Below are 20,622 nucleotides of genomic sequence, written 5' to 3'. Positions count from 1 at the left end.
CTCTCCCCTTCGCACATCCGCTCTCTGCTACTCTTTCTAAGAAAACCGTGTCAAAACTGATCTGTGGTGTGGGCTGTTTGGGTATTTGTCGCTCAAATATGCTCTGTAACTGCATGAAAGGTTGACTTAGGCGAGTGCATCCGATTTACACCAGACAAACTCCATAAGTGGAAGAGCTTTTAGGTATGCTGGATAAAACATATGAGGCGGCCTCTGTTGAGCCGCGGATTTACGACGCTTGGGAACAGGCAGGGGCCTTTAAGGCAGGTGCGGGCGCAGAAGATGGAGCTGCGACCTACTCAATCGTGATTCCGCCGCCGAATGTGACAGGCTCTCTGCATATGGGGCATGCTCTCAACAACACTTTGCAGGACATTATGGTTCGCTACCAGCGTATGCGTGGTCGCGACGTTTTGTGGCAGCCAGGTATGGACCACGCAGGTATTGCGACACAAATGGTCGTTGAGCGCCAGATGGCTGCTGACGGCGGCAATGTCACGCGTCGTGACCTTGGCCGTGAAGCGTTTATTGAACGTGTGTGGAAATGGAAAGGTGAGTCCGGCGGGATGATCTTTAACCAGCTCAAGCGCCTTGGTGCGTCTTGTGACTGGTCCCGTGAGCGTTTCACCATGGACGAAGGCCTCTCCAAAGCCGTTCTGGAAGTGTTTGTTTCTCTTTACAAAGAGGACCTGATTTACAAGGACAAGCGCCTTGTGAACTGGGATCCTAAACTTTTGACTGCGATTTCCGATCTGGAAGTTGAGCAGAAGGAGATGCAGGGCAACATGTGGCATTTCCGCTATCCGCTGGCGGATGGTGTGACGTACCAGCACCCTGTTGCGTTTGATGAAGACGGCAAGGCGACCGAGTTTGAGGCGCGTGATTACATCGTGATTGCGACCACTCGCCCGGAAACTATGTTGGGTGATACGGCTGTTATCGTTCATCCTGATGATGAGCGCTTTAAGGAGCTGCAGGGCAAAGACATTATCCTGCCGCTGGTTGGCCGCCGTATTCCAATCCTTGCTGACGATTATGTTGATCTTGAAACCGGTACAGGCGCGATGAAGGTTACGCCTGCGCATGATTTCAATGACTTTGACATTGGTAAGCGTCATTCTCTGCGTCAGATTTCCATCATGGACCGTGAAGCCAATATTGTTCTGCGTGAAGCAGAAGGCTTTATGGATGGTCTGGAACTGACCGATGAGCTGAGCAAAACACTGGAAACACTTGAAGGTGTTGAGCGCTTTGCGGCACGCAAGCTGATTGTTTCCATGCTGGAAGAGCGCGGTCTGCTGGATGAGGTTGTTGATCACGTCAACATGGTTCCACATGGCGACCGTGGCGGCGTTCCGATTGAGCCTATGCTGACTGACCAGTGGTATGTTGATGCCAAGACCATGGCACAGCCTGCTATTGCATCCGTCCGTGAAGGTCGCACCAAGTTCGTTCCTGCCAACTGGGACAAGACCTATTACGAGTGGATGGAAAACATCCAGCCGTGGTGTATTTCCCGTCAGTTGTGGTGGGGACACCGTATCCCTGCGTGGTATGGCCCGGAAGGTAAGTTCTTCGTTGAAAAGAGCGAAGAAGAAGCTTTGGCTGCTGCTGCAGAATTTTACGGCAAGCCTGTTAAGCTGATGGAGCAGAACGATGCTCTTGCTGCGCATGATGCCGGTGAAGCTGACTTTGTTGCCATGTACCGCGATGAAGACGTTCTGGATACCTGGTTCTCTTCTGCGTTGTGGCCGTTCTCGACTATGGGCTGGCCGGATAAAACCGCTGAGCTTGCACGCTACTACCCGACGTCTGTTCTTGTGACCGGCTTCGACATCATCTTCTTCTGGGTTGCCCGCATGATGATGATGGGCAAGCACTATATGAAGACTGAGCCATTCGACACGGTTTACATTCACGCCCTCGTCCGTGACGAGAAGGGCGCGAAGATGTCCAAGTCCAAGGGCAATGTGATTGATCCGCTGGCGCTGATTGAAGAATACAGTGCAGATGCTCTGCGCTTCACTCTGGCAGCCATGGCTGCACAGGGCCGCGATATCAAGCTGGCGACGTCTCGCGTTGCTGGTTATCGCAACTTTACCACCAAGCTCTGGAACGTTTGCCGCTTTGCGGAAATGAACGAGTGTCATGCTGTAGACGGCTTTGACCCTGCACTTGTTAAGCAGACCGTGAACCGCTGGATCGTGACTGAAACCAGCCGCGCTATTCGCGAAGTTTCTGAGGCGATTGATACATACCGCTTCAACGATGCTGCTGGTGGTGCATACCGCTTTGTCTGGAACACATTCTGTGACTGGTATGTTGAGCTGACCAAGCCGATCTTCTACAGCGATGATGAAGCGGCCAAGGAAGAAGTTCGTGCCACAACAGCCTGGGCTCGTGATGAGATCCTGAAGCTTCTGCACCCGTTCATGCCGTTCATCACGGAAGAGCTTTGGATGCGTACGGTTGAAGATGGCGAGAACAAGCGTGAGAAGCTTCTGGCGCTTTCTGCCTGGCCGACTTCCATTGGTGAAGACGGCGAGGCTGCTGCTGAGATCAACTGGCTGATCGACATGATTGTCCAGATTCGCTCGGTTCGTTCTGAAATGAACGTTCCGGCTGGGGCGAAGGTTCCTGTTGTTCTGTGTGGTGCTTCCGAGCAGACCAAAGCCCGTCTGGAAATCCACGAAGCGGCGATCATGAAGAACGCGCGTGCTGAAACAGTCACCACTGCTGATGAGATCCCACAGGGCTCTGCTCAGATTGTTGTTGGCGAAGCGACCGTTTGTCTGCCTCTGGCAGGTGTTATCGATCTGGATGCTGAAAAGGCACGTCTTGGCAAGTCTTTGGACAAGATCGTTGGTGAACTCACCAAGATCTCCAAGAAGCTTGAAAACGAACGTTTCCTTGCAAAAGCTCCAGAAGACGTTGTTGCTGCTGAAAAAGAAAAAGTGGCTGAACTTGCTGAGCGCAAGGAAAAGATGGATGCCGCTTTGGAGCGCCTCGCAGCTTTGGGCTAAGGCTCTTTCATCCTTTGAATTTTGCAAAACGCGGCTCTTCGGGGCCGCGTTTTTTGCTTAAGCCTTCTTCTTCTTTGCTTTCCCGGCTTTGGTTTTGGGTTTGGCCTCAGTTTTCGGGCTGGTTTCTTGCTTAGGTTTCACAGCCGGGGCAACTGGAGTTTCGGGCGGTTGGAGGCTGCTGCTTTCACCGTAATTGGTGACGAAGGGGTGGGCGACTTCAATGTTCTGAACTGAAATGAGTTTCAGAGTGCGGATGATGATGCTCTCCTGAATAGCGAGATACTCATCCCGGGTTGCTGCCTGAACGCTGTCTTCGATCTGGATTACAATGCCGTTTTCATCAATGTTCTCCAGCCTCACTTTTGCTGCGTCCGGTTGAGACAGCGGATGTTTGGCTAGCATCCGTTTGATCTTGGAAATGAGCTTTTCCAGTTGCTCAGCGCTGGTGTCGTACTTCAATGCAAATCTGAGAACGACGCGGAAGTGGTCCTTCAGTGTGAAGTTCATGAAGTTCATCTTGGCAAGGTCGGCGTTGGGGATGGTGACCAGCGTTCTGTCCGTTGTTCTGATGCGGGTTGAGCGCATGCCGATGGATGTTACGTGACCGCGGACCTTGTTGAACTCGCAATAATCTCCGACACGGACAATGCCGTCTGCATAGAGGATCAGGCCGCCGAGGAGGTTTTCGAGCGTGGGTTGAGCGGCCAGGGCGATTGCGAGGCCGCCAACACTGATACCTGCAATGATGCCGTAGAGCGGGATGTTCAGGCGGGTTGCGCCATAAGTGAGCAGAATGAGAGCGCACAGGATGGCGAAGAACTGCGTTGCTGTGCGGATGATGCTGCGGTCGATGGAGGCAACGCCGCGGTTCTTGAGCAGCACCAGCTCGCTCAGGAGGCGGAGGACCTTGTATATGATGACTGCGCCGCCAATCCAGACGAGTGTTTCGATGGTCAGGTCATAGACTTGCAGAACCGGGCCACCGATGTTGATTTGATAATCAGCCAGATAACGCAGAAAGATGAGCGAGCCGACAATAACGCCAGAAGTGATGATGCTGAGCACTTGTCGCCGGACCGGCTTCTTGCGGTCTGGTAAGCGTCGCATGGTGGTGACGAAGAAGAAAAGAATGACTGCGGCGATTGCTGTGATCAGGATCAGCGCGAACCATTGCCAGACGGCCTGTCCATAATACAGCTCCAGTAGCCATGGAGGTTGGCTTTCAATCAGCGAGAACCAGGCTGGCGGAAGCAGGTGCCCGGGACTGCTGGCAAAGAAGTGGTAAAGGTCTTGCGGAATGGAGGAGCGGGACGGGAGCGCTTTGACTTCCTCATAAAACTCTGGAATCCGGTCCACTGTTTCTGCTGAGAAGACATAGTCTCCTTGCTGCGGCCCCTCAGTCATCCTGGTGATAACGATTTGGGTGAATGGGATCGTCCAGGAGCTTTCCAAATCGGCCTGATTGAAGTCGTAGGTGCCTGCTGCTGTTCCGGGGATATCCGGGAAGGGGGGAAGCGGGATGCGATCCAGTATCTCTTTAAGCTGCAAAACCAGTTCCAGTGACGTTTGCTGGCGTGTTGCGCTGGGGAGGCCGGAAAGATCAAAGCAGCCTCTAGCACGCTCCAGAAGAATCTCGGCGAGATGGATCTGGTTCTGAATGTGCTCATGGTTTTTGCTCATGCCGAGCGTTTCCATGGAGAACGCACCCATACCTGTGTTTTCTTCGTAAGCTTCCTGAATAAGGTGGTTTGTTTCCTCCATGATATCGAGGAAGCTGTCCAGCGTCGCTCTTGGTGAGCTGGTGTCGGCAGGTGCAAGAGGGAACATGCCGATAATGTCTTTTGCGCGAAACTCCATCAAAGGCATTGCCGGCATGCGCAGTGTCTCAGGCATGCCGTTTTCGTCAGATGGCATCTCAGGCTTTTCTGAGGGAGCTTTCAGGATCTCCTTTTGCTGCTGTTTGATGTACTTCTGGTAGAGAGACTGGGCGGGAGCCTGGCTCGAGAGTGCCAGAAACAAAAGAACGCAAAGAAACGCAGAAAAAACGCGTGCAATGCACAAATAACGCAAACCAACGCAAAGCACACTGGAGGCCCGGTGTGGCTGTTGTTGCTGGGTTATTGAGGGCGGTTGCTCTGGTTGCATTGAGGTCTCGGTTGTTGCCTGCTTCCTGCTCTATGAAACCAGCCACTCAAGACCATTTGGACAATCCACGCCTTGTTATTTAAGTAAAATTTGCCGGTGGGTTATCGTGGCTTTCGCGCAACGCCTGTGGGTTAGCTGAGATTCCTCAGCGATTGCCGCGTGTTTGCCTCGTTCTGGCCTTTTCCCCGTAGCATTCCAGTGCTAAGCCCTTTACAGCTTGGGCGTTTGAATCACTAGCTGCTGGAAAGTTTTATGGGTTTTACAATGCGTAAATATCTTGGGCGCGCTGCATCCTGCGCACTTGCTGCGTTGATCGGTGGGGCAGCATTTGCATTGCCTGCACAAGCTCAGACACCAATTAAAAACCCGGTTGCAGTGTTCAAAGGGCTGGATAAAATCACCGGCCGCATTACCACGTTTGATGTCTATATTGATGAGACAGTTCAGTTTGGTGCGCTTCAGGTAACGCCGCGCGTTTGTAATTCCCGCCCTCGGACAGAAGCCTCTCAAACCACTGCGTTTATTGAGGTTGATGAGCTTACGCTTGACAGTAAAGTTCGTCGGATTTTCAGTGGCTGGATGTTTGCAAGTAACCCTGGTGTGCACGCTGTTGAGCACAGTGTCTATGACATCTGGCTGATCAACTGTAAGAAAACGACTTCTGTGCCACCGCCAGAAGGATATGCTGGACCAGCTGTTGATCTTGTCTCCGAAGAGGATGATCTTGCTGGGAAAGACTTTGTTTCTTCAGGCGAAATTCCGGTGCCACGACCGAAGGTTGTTGCAACACTGCGGTAAATGATGCGGCCTCTCAGATGAGGCCGTTTTTGGTTTTAGGTGGAGCAGGGCGCATGTCCTTGATGATCTGCAGCACCAGCTTGCCAGAGCTTTCCTGCGGTAGCGCGTGAAAATCTCCGAGTACCATCAGCGCATTTTCCAGCAGCTTGCCATACTGCTCTTTGGGAACTTCTGTCGCCCCGAACTGTTCCAGATGTTCTGTTACGAACTGAGCGTCCAGTAACCTGTAGCCTCCATAGAGCAGACGGCCATACAGATGCACAAGGGCAACCTTGGAGGCGTCCCGCTCCAGTGAGAACATGCTCTCCCCAAAGAAGGCACCGCCCAGTGATACACCGTAAAGGCCGCCAACGAGCTCGTCAGCGGCGTTATAGACCTCGATTGTGTGGCAATACCCCATGGCAAAAAGTGCAGTGTAGAGCTTGCGGATCTCGGTGTTGATCCATGTCTCTTTGCGCTCTGAGGTGGTTGTCGCGCAGTGAGAGATTACTGCTTTGAAATCACGGGAGGCTCGAACGACAAACTTGTCGGAGCGGACGGTTCTGGCGAGCCGTTTGGGGATGTGAAATGAATCGAGCGGCAAGATACCTCGCCGCTCGGGATCAATCCAGAAAAGATCAGGAGAGTCAGCAGTCTCAGCCATTGGAAAGATGCCACAAGCGTATGCTTTAAGCAGAATTTGTAGGGTAATCTTAAATTCCATGCTGGCCTGCTTTTGACCTCCCTAAATCTCCTCAGTTTTCTTCGGAGTTCTGTGCTGCGATGTGCGCTTCCAGGAACTTCTCAAGCCAATGGATATCATAGGCGCCGTTGGCGATATCCTGATTGTCCAGAAGCTCTGTGAAGAGCGGAACAGTTGTGTTGATGCCATCAACCACAAACTCGCTCAGAGCACGACGCAGGCGCATCATACATTCCACACGGGTCCGGCCATGAACGATCAACTTACCGATCAGGCTGTCATAATGTGGAGGAATTTTGTAGCCCTGATAAACGCCTGAATCTACGCGCACACCCAGACCGCCCGGTGGGTGGTAATAGGTGATTGTGCCCGGAGATGGTGCGAAGGTCAGAGGATGCTCTGCGTTGATACGGCACTCAATCGCATGACCAGAGAAGCGAACTTCTTCCTGATTGATTGACAGAGTAGAACCACCAGCGATGCGGATCTGTTCGATCACAAGATCAATGCCGGTAACCATCTCGGTTACAGGATGTTCCACCTGCAAACGGGTGTTCATTTCAATGAAGTAGAACTCACCGTTTTCATAAAGGAATTCGATTGTGCCCGCACCGCGATACTTGAGCTTACGCATAGCGTCTGCACAAACTTCGCCGATTTCCATCCGTTGTTCTTCATTGAGCGCAGGGGATGGGCACTCTTCGAATACCTTCTGGTGGCGGCGCTGCAAAGAACAGTCGCGCTCGCCAAGGTGGATCGCGTTGCCCTGACCGTCACCCAGTACCTGTACCTCAATGTGGCGTGGTTTGCCGAGGTACTTTTCCATGTACAGAGCATCATCGCCAAAGGCTGCTTTGGATTCGGAACGTGCGGTTGAGATCGCAGTATCCAGATCTTCAGCTGTCAGGGCGACTTTCATGCCGCGGCCACCGCCGCCTGCTGCTGCTTTTACGAGAACCGGATAACCGATTTCCTTAGCGATTGCATGGACGTCGTCTTCAGGAGTGATGCCACCATCAGAACCAGGCACAACTGGAATGCCCAGTTCTTTTGCCGTGGTTTTCGCCTGAATCTTATCGCCCATCACACGGATGTGCTCTGAGGTAGGGCCGATAAAGGTGATGCCGTGCGCCTCAAGAATCTCCGCAAAGCGTGCATTTTCGGAAAGGAAACCATAACCGGGATGCACAGCGTCGGCGCCAGTGATTTCACAGGCTGCCAGAATCTGCGGGATGTTGAGGTAGCTGTCGCGCGCTACCGGCGGACCAATACAAACACTTTCGTCAGCAAGGCGCACATGCATTGCATCTTCGTCGGCAGTAGAGTGGACCGCTACAGTGCGAATGCCAAGCTCTTTACATGCCCGAAGGATGCGGAGTGCGATCTCGCCGCGGTTTGCGATGAGGATCTTTGAGAACATAGAGACTTCGCCTGTTATTCGATGATGATAAGTGGTTCGCCGAATTCAACTGGCTGACCATCTTCAACCAGAATTGCAGTCACAGTGCCTGACTTTGGTGAAGGGATCTGATTCATGGTCTTCATAGCTTCAATGATCAGAATTGTTTCGCCCTTCTTGATGGACTTACCTACTTCAATAAAGACTGACGCGCCTGGCTCTGGTGCCAGATAGGCTGTGCCAACCATTGGAGAAGTAACTGCGCCCGGATGGTTTGCTGCATCTGCAGAAACTGCAATCTCTACAGGTGCGGCCGCTGCTGGTGCCGGCGCAGCAACAGGAGCAGGTGCTGCTACTGGTGCCACTGCACCCACTGTCAGCTGACGAGCGACACGAACGCGGAGATCTTTTTGTTCCACTTCGATTTCGGTCAGGTTGGTTTCGTCCAGCACATTTGCAAGCTGGCGGATCATTTCCTGATCAAACTTAGTTTCTTTCGTCATCGTTTTCATCGTCCAGTTCGAAATGCCCTGACTAATGCCAGGAGCCTTCGGTTTGGCCCCCAAAGCGATTGTGCAGCAAGGATGGCCTTTAATAATCTGTGAAAATCCAATTGCTCAGAGCAAACTATGGATTTTCTGACTGAATGAACTACGCAAGCAGTTGGTTATTAACTGCTTAGATAGCCATTAATTCTCTATTTGCGAGATGCTGTCTTTTAAAAAGTATGCATCCGGAGTGCCTAGGCTGCGCATAAGGCAATATCATGTTTATTAGCGCAGAAAGGCACATAACGCTTTGATTTACTCAGAAGTACACAAATGTAGTTGCGCCTACGCAACCAATCTGTTCTCAAAAACTCTGTGTAATAAGCTAGGTTTACTTGACGTATTGGTAAAGTGTAGCCAGGCAAATAAACATAACTGGCCCTCTTATATGGTCAGAGCGGACCAAGGAAAAGACCTTTGTCCGCTCTGAGTTGAGTTCTTAAGGATAAAGCTGCGAAAATGCGTTAATATGCGCGATTGGGATCAATCTACTCGCGTTCAGCTGCAATTTTTTCCTTCAAAGTGTCGTAGCCGACGGCTCCAACGATCACTTCTTCACCCAAAATGTAGGAAGGGGTTCCGGTGATGCCGAGCTGTTCAGCAATCGTGAATACTTCCTGGAAGGTTTCAGCTGCGCGGCTGGACTTCATTGATTTTTCAAGATCTGCATCAGAGATCCCGAGGTCCTTTGCAACTTTCAGGCTGCTGGCGAGGTTTGCGCGGCCAGGCTGACCCAGAAGTGCGAGGTGGAAATCCTCGTATTTATCAGGTGCAACTTCAGCAACTGCGATCGCAACGCGTGCGGCTTCCTGAGAGGCTTTGCCCAGAACAGGGAACTCTTTCAAGACAACGCGGAGGTTCTTGTCCTCATCAACGAGGCGAACAAGGTCAGACAATGCGCGCTTACAGTAACCGCAGTTGTAGTCAAACAGCTCTACGAGCGTGACGTCGCCATCCGGGTTGCCGAGGACAATCTGGTAGTCACTGTTGTAGATCTCATCAGAGAGGCTGGAGATAGCACCTTTGCGTGCGCTTTCTTCTTCTGCGAGGCGGCGCTTATCAAGTTCCTGAAGTGCTTCCAGCACGATTTCCGGATTTGCAACAAGGTATTCCTTGATGATTGTTTCGACTTCAGCGCGGTTCACTGTTTCTGCTTGTGCAGAAAAAGTTGCTGGCAGCAGGGCGAACGTTGCTGCACATGTGATCGCAGCTCTGCGAATGAGTTTGTTCATGACGTCTCCTGTAACCCTGTTCGGGTGCTTGATTTTTATCAGTCTGATTTGTTAGCGGCGTCTGAGCTGAGGCACTTTGACTGACAGTATATCGTCAGCTTGTTGCCAGGCGGGTGAGCCGACTTTCAATTTTTTCTGAGCGCGTTTTGCGTAGCGCTGTGCGCTGCGGACATCGCCGCGGGTCATATGGCTTTGAGCGGTTGCCAGATCTGCTCCAGCGATATCGCCCAGACGGGCATTTGCAATTGCAAGCTGGGCATAGCCGTTCATGGAATATCTGTCTTTTCGCAGAGCTCTGGTCAAAATGCTCTTTGCTTCTTTCAGGTATCGCTTGTCATCGGATGCGACCATTGCGAAGCCCAGCCAAATTTCAAAATGCGGATTGCCAGGATAAAGCGCCAGCGCCTTACGGAATGGCGCAATTGCGGCTTTCGGCTTGCCGCCTTCGAGCAGCGCCTGTCCTTTGATTTCATAAAAATACGGATATTCCGGCGCTTTTGAGATCAGGGCGTCAATTTTTCTGACAGCTTTTGACGCTTTGTCGGACCTCATGCTGGCAATAGCACGGGCATACTGCGCAGGGAGGCTTTTGTCTCTTTCCGGATAGGCACGATAAACTGAGTTTCTGTGACTGGTGAATGCCAGCAGTTTGGCTTTGACCATGTCATGCTTCAGCTGAAGGCGCTCAGGGTCTTTCTTGTTAAAGTGCTTCGCCTTTTGAGCCCTGTTTTGAAGGGCGTTGAAACGGGCGCGCGGCATGGGGTGGCTGAGCGCGTATGGATCTACATACTGCGCTGAAAACAGAGCCTGATCCGCCATGCGTTCAAATGTTGTGAGCATGCCCTTGGCAGAAACGCCGATGCGATCGAGGTAGCGCAGGGCTGCCTGATCAGCTGATGATTCCTCAGATCTGCGATAGGACAAGAAACTTCGTTGGGCGAGCGCTCCGCCACCGGAGACAGCTGCTGCACCACCGCGGGCGATAGAGCTGTTGCCCGTGGTTGCACCTGCTGCCATAGCGCCTGCACCCAGGATCATGCCGATAACAGACATGATCTGTGCGTTTGACGCTGCCTGGCGCATGCGAACCAGATGGTTGCCTGCAATATGGCCGGTCTCGTGTGCGATCACGCCGATCACTTCGCTTGGCGTTTTGGCATCCATGATGACGCCGAGGTTGATAAACATCCTTCGGCTGTCTGGAACAAAGGCGTTAAAGCTCTTGTCGTTGACCAAAATGATCTCAACCTGATTGGCAGGAAGTCCAGCTGCTCGGAAGATCGGTTTGGCGTATTCGCGCAGCAGATCTTCAGTTTCTGCATCGCGAACGAGGGGGAGCCCCTTCTTTTGTTGAGCTTGAGCTGTGGTGATTGCCACATTAGGTACAACCAGTGAAAGTGCGGTTGCTGTTATAAGAATTTTGCGCGCAAACTTTGTTGCTTGTGATTTGACTGGTTCAATCACACGTTTCAATGCATTGTTCTTAAATTGCACGTCAAGTCCCCTTAATTGGCTTGGCAGGCGCAGAGCGGTTCGCACTTAAAGTACTACATAGACTTTCAAATAAGCCTTAACCACCCAAGATAGGCAGTTATTAGGCAAAATTGCTAGGTAGCCCGAAAAATTAAAGCACAGGCTCTGAGAAGAAGAAATAAGAGGGAATGCATTTGTCAGTATTAATGGGATCAAAACGTAGTGAAGTCCTGCCTTTTCAAGCTATGGAAGTGCTGAATGCTGCTAACCGCCTTGAGCAAAGCGGAGAACATGTGCTGCACATGGAAGTGGGGCAGCCGGGAGCGCCTGTTCCTGACTCGGTTTTGAAGGTTGCGCATGACCACCTGTCTTCTGGCCGATTGGGATACACGGAAGCGCAAGGCATTCCGTTGCTGAAGAAGAGCATTGCTCGCTACTATAAGCAAACCTTTGGATTAGAGGTTCCAGAATCTCGCATTTTTGCAACTACGGGTTCTTCTGCCGGTTTTAACCTTGCGTTTCTTGCCGGGTTTGACAGAGGGGACCGCATTGCAATTACATCTCCGGGCTATCCGGCCTACCGCAATATTATTGAGGTGTTAGGGCTGGAGTGTGTGGAGATTGAGGTTGGGCCGGAAACGCGCTGGTCGCTTACCCCTGAGATTCTTGAGGCAGTGCATAAGGAGAAGCCGCTAAAGGGCGTGCTTGTGGCCAGCCCGGCGAATCCAACCGGGACCATGATGTCTCCTGATGCTCTCAAGGCATTGGTTGAGGCTTGTGAAGCGATGGATCTGTGGTTCATCTCTGATGAGATTTACCATGGGCTTGCCTATGATATGGAGGAGGAGACGGCGCTCCGCTTTACGGACAAGGCGATCATCGTCAATAGCTTTTCCAAATACTATTGCATGACAGGTTGGCGTATTGGCTGGATGGTGTTGCCTGAGGTGCTTGTACGTCCGATTGAGCGGATTGCGCAGAGCCTTTACATTTCGCCCCCAGAGCTGGCGCAAGTGACTGCAGCTGCTGCTTTTGATGCGACGGAGGATTATGAGAAGATCAAGGCTGGGTATGCTGCCAACAGGCAGGTGCTGCTTGATCATCTTCCTCAGCTTGGTTTTGATGTGCTGCCGGTTGATGGTGCGTTCTATGTGTATGCCGGTGTTTCAAAGCTCACCAACGATTCCATGGAGTTCTGTCAGAAGATGTTGGCAGAGACACACATTGCAGCGACGCCCGGTGTGGATTTCGATCTGACGCGCGGGAATCAATACATGCGCTTTTCCTTTGCGGGGAAGGAGTCCGATATCAAGCTTGCGGTGGAGCGGTTGGAAGACTGGCTCAAGTAACAGGCAATAAAAAAGCCCGCTCAGTAGAGCGGGCTTTTTTTGAACTTGTTTCTTCTTAGAAGAAAGAGCGGCGTTGCCACCAACCTGTGCGGCGCGGCGAGTCATCATCGCCTTCAACGGCAACAGTTTCCCCTTCAACAACCTTATGCGATGTCACAACCGGTTTGGTTGGCGCTTTCGGTTTCGCTGGTGCTTCGGCCTCAACTTCTGCTTCTGCAGCTTTAGGGGCCTCGACAGCCGGAGCTTCTTCCTTCACTTCAACCTTAGCGATTTCCGCAGGCTTTTCTTCTTTAGGCTGCTCAGCAACTGGTTCTGCAGACTTGCTTACTGGTTCTGCCGGAGCTTCTGCAGGTTGCTCTGCTTGTACTGCCACTTCTGCCGGAGCTTCTTTCACCGCGACGTCTGAAGTTTCTTCTGCCTGTGGGGCAGGGGCTTCGGTTGCTTCTGTAGAAGCTTCCTTTTCAGCTGTTTCCTCAGGTGCAGGTTTTACTCTGCGACGACGGCGAGGCTTGCGGGTTTCTTTCTTCGGCTCTTCTTCAGCTACAGCCTCTGTTACCGGCTCTGCAGGAGTAGCAGTGTCTTCTACAGCTACTGCCTCATCTGCGGTCTCAGATTTTGCTTCTGCGATGATCTCTTCAACGCTGTCCGCAGAGCTTTCTTTTGAGCCTTCTGCTTCCTCGGAGCTTTCACCGTTCTCGCCGTTTTCATCAGATGCGCTTCTGCGACGAGAGCGGCGGCCACCACGGCGACCACGGCGACGCTTGCGGCGGCGATCTTCTTCTTCGTCTGTTAGCTCAGCAGAGTCCGCGTCAGCTGACTTTTCTTCAGAGGATGTGTCCTCTTCAGTAGACGACTCTTCAGCGCTCGCAGATGTTGTTTCCTGCTGCTCAGCTTCGTCTTTCTCGTTGCCAGTGCGACGACGACGGCGACGACGGCGACGACGACGATCATTGCCGTCCTCATCAGCTGCTTCTTGCTTCTCTTCCTCTATAGTCTCTTCAACAATTTCTTCTTCTTCTTCCTCCTCAACGGGGAAGATGGTGTCCGGCTGAACTGTAGCTGGCAGAGGCTGCGTACGCTCGCTTGGTGTTGCAAGCTCGCCACGCTCCAAAGTGAAGTGCTGTTCGGTGACGGTGTCGTCTCCGAGAATAGAGATTTCCAGACCGAAACGACGTTCCAGATCCATCAAGTGATGGCGCTTCTGGTTGAGAATGTACATCGCCACTTCATTTGGCGTGCTCAGATTCAAGTTGTGAGTAGAGCCACGCAGCAGCTGATCTTCCAGGGAGCGGAGGATGTGCAGAGCAACAGATTCTACTGAGCGCACGATGCCAGAACCATGGCAGTGTGGGCAAACAACTGATGAGCTTTCGAGTACGCCGGTGCGGATGCGCTGACGTGACATTTCGAGCAAGCCGAAATGTGAGATGCGGCCAACCTGAATGCGGGCGCGGTCAGACTTCAGACATTCTTTCAGGCGACGTTCAACTGCGCGGTTGTTGCGGTTCTCTTCCATATCAATGAAATCAATAACCACAAGACCGGCGAGGTCGCGCAGGCGAAGTTGACGTGCAATTTCTTCTGCGGCTTCCAGGTTGGTTGCCTGAGCTGTGTCTTCAATGTTCTGTTCGCGGGTTGCTTTCCCAGAGTTCACATCAATCGCAACAAGCGCTTCTGTCTGGTTGATGACAATGTAGCCACCGGACTTCAGCGTCACCTGCGGTGAGAACATTGCGTCGAGCTGGGCTTCTACACCGAAACGGGTGAAGATTGGCGTTGCATCGCGATAAGGCTGAACATTCTTGGAATGGCTTGGCATCAGCATGCGCATGAAGTCTTTCGCTTCACGGTAGCCTTCTTCGCCAGAGACCATAACCTGATCAATGTCTTTGTTGTACAGGTCGCGAATAGAGCGCTTGATCAGGCTGCCTTCCTCGTAAACGAGGGTAGGGGCTGCTGAATCAAGGGTCAGTTCGCGGACATTTTCCCAAAGACGCAGGAGGTATTCAAAGTCACGCTTGATTTCTGCTTTGGTTCTGCTGGCGCCTGCTGTACGCAGGATAACGCCCATGCCGTTCGGCACATCCAGATCACCAGCAACCTGCTTCAGGCGCTTGCGGTCTGTTGGCTTCGTGATCTTGCGGGAAATCCCGCCGCCACGGTCGGTGTTTGGCATCAGAACAGAGTAACGGCCAGCGAGGGACAAGTATGTTGTCAGAGCAGCGCCTTTATTTCCGCGCTCTTCCTTCACGACCTGTACCAGCAGCAGCTGGCGGCGTTTGATGACTTCTTGAATCTTATAGTTGTCGCGCAGACGGCGAGGGCGTGCGGTAACTTCTTCTTCCGCTTCCGCTTCCGCTTCCTCTTCGTTATCATCCTGCTCTTCAGCTTCAGATGTCTCTTCTGCAGTTTCCTCAGTCGCGTCTTCTGATGCGGCTTTGTCGGAAGCTTCTGTGTCTTCAGCAGTATCAGTCTCAGCTACAGGCTCTTTTGAAGAAGGCTTGGCAGCCGTTGCATCACGAGCGCTTGCTTTTTGAGCTGTAGAATTGCCAGCTTCGTCTTCTTCCGCAGCTTCCGCCTCGATATCCTCGATGCTGTCATCCTGGAAAGGAGCATCCATGCTGGCAAGAGCTTCGGCCTCGTGTTCTGCTTCCAGAGCACTGGTTTCAGCTTCGATCAGCTCAGCAACAACATCTTCAGAGGCTTCTGCGGCTTTCGCTGCAGCAACCTTCTGAATTTCGGCTTCACGCTTTGCTTCTTCTTTTTCTCTGCGGGCACGTTCACGCTGGTTTGCAGCTGCTTCGGCTGCAAGCTGAGCTTCAAGGGCCTCCCGATCTTCTTTCGGGAGCTGATAATAATCCGGATGGATTTCGCTGAAGGCGAGGAACCCGTGTCTGTTGCCACCATATTCAACAAAAGCGGCCTGAAGTGATGGCTCTACTCGTGTGACTTTAGCTAGGTAGATATTTCCGCGAAGCTGCTTTCTGTTTGCGGCTTCAAAGTCAAATTCCTCAACCCGATTCCCGCGCACGACCGTAACCCGGGTCTCCTCCGGGTGGGTCGCATCTATCAGCATCTTGTTTGCCATGAAGTGAGTTCCTTAGGACCAAACACTGAAGACGGCGCGAGTGGCGCTGAGATTTGTACATCGTCAGGTCGGTCAACTTGTTATGTAAGTTGCTAGTAGAAAAGGAGAGACGGCGGCGCGCATGACCACGGCAAGAAGGGACCGACTGACACGTCGGCGCACTGCTTCTTAACTCATGTTCATTTGTATTTGCGCGTAGCTTTGACAAACCGTTCGCCCTTAATGATCTCTTTTGACCGCCATAAGGCGGTATGCTTGAAATGGAAGCGCTTCTTCAGGCTTCCAATCTGTAAACGTCTGTTCCTGCGCCTAGCTGCCGTATCTCTCCGAAAATTCGGGGATAAAGCACTTATCCAAAGCGACAGAAAATCTGTTCACAACCCGCCATGACCGAAAATGTCACGGCAAAACTCTGTCTTGGCTCTCGAGCAGACTGCTCTTCCAGTTGGTTTATACCGTATCCTCATCAACAAACCGGAAACGGCACAAATGGCTCATATGGGCTTTTTGAAACATTTCGATCAGTTTGAAAACTGCGAAAATCTCAGGATATCAGCTTCAAAAAATATGGCTCACAACTTTACGGAACAATTCCAAATCGAAGTCCTAGTAAACCTTTTACGATCCCTCGAGACGCTTGGCAAGCTTGGGAAAATCGATCTGGCGATGTCTTGCTACGAAAGCTGCAGTTGTTAATCAATGCTTAATGATAGGTTTGGCGGGGTGACTTTCGCTTAATCGTGTTTTAATCGTTCAACTTGATTTAAACTAAATTGCCAGTGTTTCTATAGGGGAGTGAAAAGGTGAGCCGCATCAGTCATGCATTCAGGTTCTGTGCTCTCAGCTTTTATTGTGTCGCGTTTTCTCTCATTGCAACAGTTGCCATGAGTAATGCTGTATCGGCGCAAAATGCGGTTTCGGTCGTTTCTGATGCACGTGTTGCCGGAGATCTGGCACGGACGCGCTTCATTCTGGATATGGATGGTGAGGTTGGATATAACCTTTCATTCTTGTCTCACCCTTATCGGTTGGTGATTGACCTGCCGTCTGTCACCTTCCAGTTTCCAAGAGATTTCGTGCCAAAAGGGCGGGGGCTGGTTCGGTCCTGGCGGTATGGCTCCATCTCCAAAGGGCGTTCCAGGGTAGTACTGGACCTCAATTCTCCAGTCGCTCTAGATAAAACCTTTTTGCTGCCCGGCGTACAAGAGCAACCAACACGGCTGGTTATTGATCTGACCGAATCTTCTCCTGATGAGTTTGAAGCTGCAGTTGGTCTGGCCACCTCTCATGCGCAGCCTGTAGGGGCGACGGCATCTGTTTCAAAGCAAGAAACTCAAGAGCCAGCTGTAACGGCTGAAAACGATCTGCCCGTGATCATTATCGATCCGGGGCACGGCGGTGTTGATTCTGGTGCGGTTGGCAGTAATGGTACCCTTGAAAAGGCGATCGTTCTGAATTTTGGCCGGTTTTTGAAAGAGAAACTGGATAAACTTGGCTACTATCAGGTCTATCTAACCCGTGATGATGATAAATTCATCTCTTTGGGGAACCGGACCAAGCTGGCGCGTGGGAAAGGGGCTGATCTGTTCATCTCCATTCATGCGGATTCGATCACAAATGGGGCAGAGACGACGCGTGGGGCCTCAATCTACACTCTTTCAGAGCGGGCGTCTGACCGGATGGCGGCTGCGCTGGCGCGCCGTGAAAACTATTCGGATGTGATTGGCGGGGTCGATTTTTCTGATGAACCTGAAGAGGTTACGGATATTTTGGTCGAGCTCACCCGCCGTGAAACCAAGAATTTTTCAATTCATTTTGCACGGTTGGTGGTTGAAGAACTTAAAAGCGCCACAACAGTTATTAAAAATCCGCTTCGTTCTGCGGGGTTTCAAGTGCTGAAAAGTCACGATGTTCCGTCTGTTTTGATTGAACTTGGATTTCTTTCCAATAATCTGGATGAGAAAATGTTAGGTTCTGATGAGTGGCGGGAACGCGTGTCGGATGCGATTGTTCAAGCGACGAACGGTTTCTTTCGGGCTAGAATTGCGCAGCAATAGCTGTTTGGTGTGATTGTTTTTCGGGTGCGTATATGTCGCTGCTGCAGTGGGATAAAGACTAAGTTCCTGCCTCAGCTTTGCCATAATGAAAAGCGATTGGGTGCCAAACTGTAACAGTGAAGTCTGGATTCGATTCTGCTGCATTCATTCAGGACGAGACCTCTTGACCCTTAACGGGAAATGCATCAGGAACGGCGTTTGAAACTGGCTCTGGAATGCTGGCTTCACGACACGAACATTCTTAGCGGGAAAGCAAACGAGCCCGAATATGAGATTATTTTTAAAGTTCATTGGATATCTCTTTGGGATTTCAGTTGTTCTGGGGCTGATTGCAGCTGCCGGATTGTGGATTTATCTCAATGACATAGCCAAGGATCTGCCGGACTACACCGCGCTGAAGGATTATGAACCGCCAGTCATGACACGTGTGCATGCTGCTGATGGTCATCTTATGTATGAGTTCGCGCGTGAACGGCGTTTGTTTATTCCGATTCAGGCTATTCCGGACCGTGTGAAGCAAGCTTTCTTGTCTGCTGAAGATAAGAACTTTTATGAACACATCGGGATCGACCCGTGGGGCATTGGCCGTGCGGTGATCACAAACGTTCGTAACAGTGGGTCTGGTCGCCGCCTTGTTGGTGCGTCCACGATTACGCAGCAGGTTGCGAAGAATTTCCTTTTGACTGGTGAGCAGAAGTATGAGCGCAAGATCAAAGAAGCGCTTCTTGCTCTGCGTATCGAGCAAGCGTTTACAAAAGAAGAGATCCTTGAGCTCTATCTGAATGAGATTTATCTCGGTGTTGGCGCTTACGGTGTTGGTGCTGCTTCTCTGATCCTTTTTGATAAATCTGTTCACGAGCTTGAGCTTGAAGAGATTGCGTATCTCGCTGCTGTTCCTAAAGGCCCGTCCAACTATCACCCTTACCGCTACCGGGACCGTGCGATTGAGCGCCGGAACTGGGTTATCGACCGTATGGTTGAGAACGGCTATGTGACAGTTCAGGAAGGTATTGAAGCTAAGGCCAAGCCTCTTGACGTTAAACTGCGTCCAACCGGTAACCTCGTGAAAGGCTCTGAGTATTTCTCTGAGGCTGTGCGACGCCAGTTGGCCGGTCAGTACGGTGAAGAGAAGCTTTATGAGGACGGTCTGTCCGTTCGTACTTCCCTTGATCCTGACATGCAGCTGAAGGCGCGTAAGGCGCTGCGTGACGGTTTGGTAGATTTTGACCATAAGCGCGGTAAATGGCGGGGTCCGATCAGCACGATTGAAATCACCTCCAGCGACTGGGGCGCGGCTCTAGCTAAAGTTCAGACGCTGAACGATGTCCCTGAGTGGACGAGTGCGGTGGTTCTGTCTGTGAGTAATCAGAAAGCCGTTGTAGGTCTTCGTCCAAAGCGCATGGCAAACCGGAAACTTTCTACTGAGCGTGTCCGTGCAGATCTCTCCCTGAGTGATATGAAATGGGCTCGCGTCAATGGACGTGCTCCTCGCAATGTGCAAGAAGTATTAAGCCCGGGCGACGTGATTTACGTTCAGCGTCAGGCGAGTGGCAAGTATGTGCTGCGGCAGGTGCCTGAGGTTTCAGGCGCCATTGTTGCTATGGATCCGAATACCGGCCGCGTTGTGGCGTTGGTTGGTGGTTTTAGCTACGCCGAAAGCCAGTTTAACCGCGCGACGCAGGCTTGGCGTCAGCCGGGCTCTGTGTTCAAACCGTTCGTCTATGCGGCTGCGCTGGATAATGGCTATACGCCGTCTTCAGTGGTGCTCGATGCGCCTGTTGAGATTGAACAAGGACCGGGGCAGGACCCCTGGAAGCCACAGAACTATGGCGGCAAGTTCTACGGTCCGTCTACTCTGCGTACAGGTATTGAACTGTCCCGTAACGTGATGACTGTTCGACTTGCTCAGGACATGGGCATGGATCTAGTTGCTGAATATGCACGCAGTTTTGGCATTGATGACAATATGATGCCGGTGCTCTCCATGTCTCTTGGTGCAGGCGAAACCACCGTGATGCGCATGACAGCGGCCTATTCCATGATGGCCAATGGCGGGCGCCGAGTGCAGCCTACTCTGATTGACCGTATCCAGAACCGTTATGGTGAGACTATCTATCAGAACGATCAGCTTGTTTGCACAGATTGCTCCGAAGAGTATTGGAGCAATCAGGGAGAGCCCGAGCTTATTGATACTCGTGAGCAGGTGCTTGATCCTATGACCGCCTACCAGATCACCTCCATGATGGAAGGTGTGGTCAAGCGCGGTACGGCGACAAGTGTTAAAGCTGTTGGCCGTCCTGTTGCTGGTAAAACTGGTACCACCAATGATGAGCGTGATGCATGGTTCGTTGGCTTTACGCCAGAACTGACTGTAGGTGTGTTCGTTGGATATGATACTCCGCGCAAAATGGGCCGCGGTGCGACTGGTGGTCAGGTTGCGGCACCAATCTTCACGGCCTTCATGAAAGATGCTCTGAAGGATGCGCCTCCATTGGAGTTCCGTGTTCCAAGCGGATTGCGTCTGGTATCTATCAACCGCCGTACTGGTCTGCGGGCTGGTGCTGGGGCTCCGGGTACAATTCTGGAATCCTTCAAGCCAGGCACATCGCCACCAGACAGTTACTCTGTCATTGGCTTTCAGGATGAGATTGGTATCCGTCAGGATCTGTCTCCGGAAGCCGGGCGCGCCGTTATGTCCGGCACAGGTGGACTTTACTAAAAACTTCATGGGCTGGCCTTGCTAACTGCATGACCAGCCCACAGTTTCTGTGGTCTGGCTGATTGCGGAAATCGTTTGCTGCGATTATGTTCGCACCCGACGCAGTGTT

General features: G+C 51.9%; 12 protein-coding genes. 5 read left to right on the top strand and 7 right to left on the bottom strand.

The window, feature by feature from the left end:
• Nucleotides 1-185: 185 nt before the first annotated feature.
• A complete protein-coding gene (locus PsW74_RS13915) occupies nucleotides 186-3,023 on the top strand; it encodes a valine--tRNA ligase (RefSeq protein WP_063289057.1) in 2,838 nt (945 codons plus the stop codon).
• A 57-nt stretch (nucleotides 3,024-3,080) separates the two neighbouring features.
• On the opposite strand, the gene PsW74_RS13910 is transcribed toward PsW74_RS13915, so the two are convergent.
• The gene (locus PsW74_RS13910; RefSeq protein WP_208987977.1) at nucleotides 3,081-5,168 is read right to left on the bottom strand and encodes a mechanosensitive ion channel family protein; all 2,088 of its coding nucleotides are present in this window, start codon (nucleotides 5,166-5,168) and stop codon (nucleotides 3,081-3,083) included.
• Nucleotides 5,169-5,432: 264 nt separating this feature from the next.
• On the opposite strand from PsW74_RS13910, the gene PsW74_RS13905 reads away from it, so the two are divergent.
• Nucleotides 5,433-5,966: a DUF2155 domain-containing protein gene (locus PsW74_RS13905; protein WP_306418677.1), complete on the top strand. Its 534-nt coding sequence runs from the start codon at nucleotides 5,433-5,435 to the stop codon at nucleotides 5,964-5,966.
• 13 nt (nucleotides 5,967-5,979) lie between these two features.
• Here PsW74_RS13905 and aat read toward each other — a convergent pair whose 3' ends face one another.
• From aat to PsW74_RS13880, 5 genes are all read right to left on the bottom strand, one after another.
• The gene (gene aat / locus PsW74_RS13900; protein WP_063289055.1) at nucleotides 5,980-6,669 is read right to left on the bottom strand and encodes a leucyl/phenylalanyl-tRNA--protein transferase; all 690 of its coding nucleotides are present in this window, start codon (nucleotides 6,667-6,669) and stop codon (nucleotides 5,980-5,982) included.
• Between the two features lie 31 nt (nucleotides 6,670-6,700).
• On the bottom strand, nucleotides 6,701-8,068 hold the full coding sequence (accC, locus tag PsW74_RS13895) for an acetyl-CoA carboxylase biotin carboxylase subunit (protein ID WP_063289054.1): 1,368 nt from the start codon (nucleotides 8,066-8,068) through the stop codon (nucleotides 6,701-6,703).
• 14 nt (nucleotides 8,069-8,082) lie between these two features.
• Complete coding sequence (accB, locus tag PsW74_RS13890) at nucleotides 8,083-8,559, bottom strand: acetyl-CoA carboxylase biotin carboxyl carrier protein (RefSeq protein ID WP_057464435.1); 477 nt, start codon at nucleotides 8,557-8,559, stop codon at nucleotides 8,083-8,085.
• 524 nt (nucleotides 8,560-9,083) lie between these two features.
• Nucleotides 9,084-9,827, bottom strand: coding sequence for a DsbA family protein (locus tag PsW74_RS13885; RefSeq protein ID WP_057464436.1), 744 nt, complete (start codon nucleotides 9,825-9,827; stop codon nucleotides 9,084-9,086).
• Nucleotides 9,828-9,878: 51 nt separating this feature from the next.
• Nucleotides 9,879-11,321, bottom strand: coding sequence for a M48 family metalloprotease (locus PsW74_RS13880; RefSeq protein WP_057464437.1), 1,443 nt, complete (start codon nucleotides 11,319-11,321; stop codon nucleotides 9,879-9,881).
• 185 nt (nucleotides 11,322-11,506) lie between these two features.
• On the opposite strand from PsW74_RS13880, the gene PsW74_RS13875 reads away from it, so the two are divergent.
• Complete coding sequence (locus tag PsW74_RS13875; RefSeq protein WP_063289053.1) at nucleotides 11,507-12,649, top strand: aminotransferase class I/II-fold pyridoxal phosphate-dependent enzyme; 1,143 nt, start codon at nucleotides 11,507-11,509, stop codon at nucleotides 12,647-12,649.
• Nucleotides 12,650-12,704: 55 nt separating this feature from the next.
• Here PsW74_RS13875 and PsW74_RS13870 read toward each other — a convergent pair whose 3' ends face one another.
• Complete coding sequence (locus PsW74_RS13870) at nucleotides 12,705-15,737, bottom strand: ribonuclease E/G (protein WP_063289052.1); 3,033 nt, start codon at nucleotides 15,735-15,737, stop codon at nucleotides 12,705-12,707.
• An 803-nt stretch (nucleotides 15,738-16,540) separates the two neighbouring features.
• Between PsW74_RS13870 and PsW74_RS13860 the strand changes: the two genes are divergently transcribed.
• Nucleotides 16,541-17,794 carry an N-acetylmuramoyl-L-alanine amidase gene (locus PsW74_RS13860; RefSeq protein ID WP_063289050.1) on the top strand — a complete coding sequence of 418 codons (1,254 nt, stop codon included), beginning with the start codon at nucleotides 16,541-16,543 and terminating at the stop codon, nucleotides 17,792-17,794.
• A gap of 268 nt (nucleotides 17,795-18,062) precedes the next feature.
• Complete coding sequence (locus PsW74_RS13855; RefSeq protein ID WP_063289049.1) at nucleotides 18,063-20,513, top strand: penicillin-binding protein 1A; 2,451 nt, start codon at nucleotides 18,063-18,065, stop codon at nucleotides 20,511-20,513.
• Nucleotides 20,514-20,622: the final 109 nt, after the last annotated feature.

It is taken from the genome of Pseudovibrio sp. W74 (assembly GCF_001623085.1).
Classification (GTDB): domain Bacteria; phylum Pseudomonadota; class Alphaproteobacteria; order Rhizobiales; family Stappiaceae; genus Pseudovibrio.
This window is presented reverse-complemented; position numbering and strand designations above follow the sequence as displayed.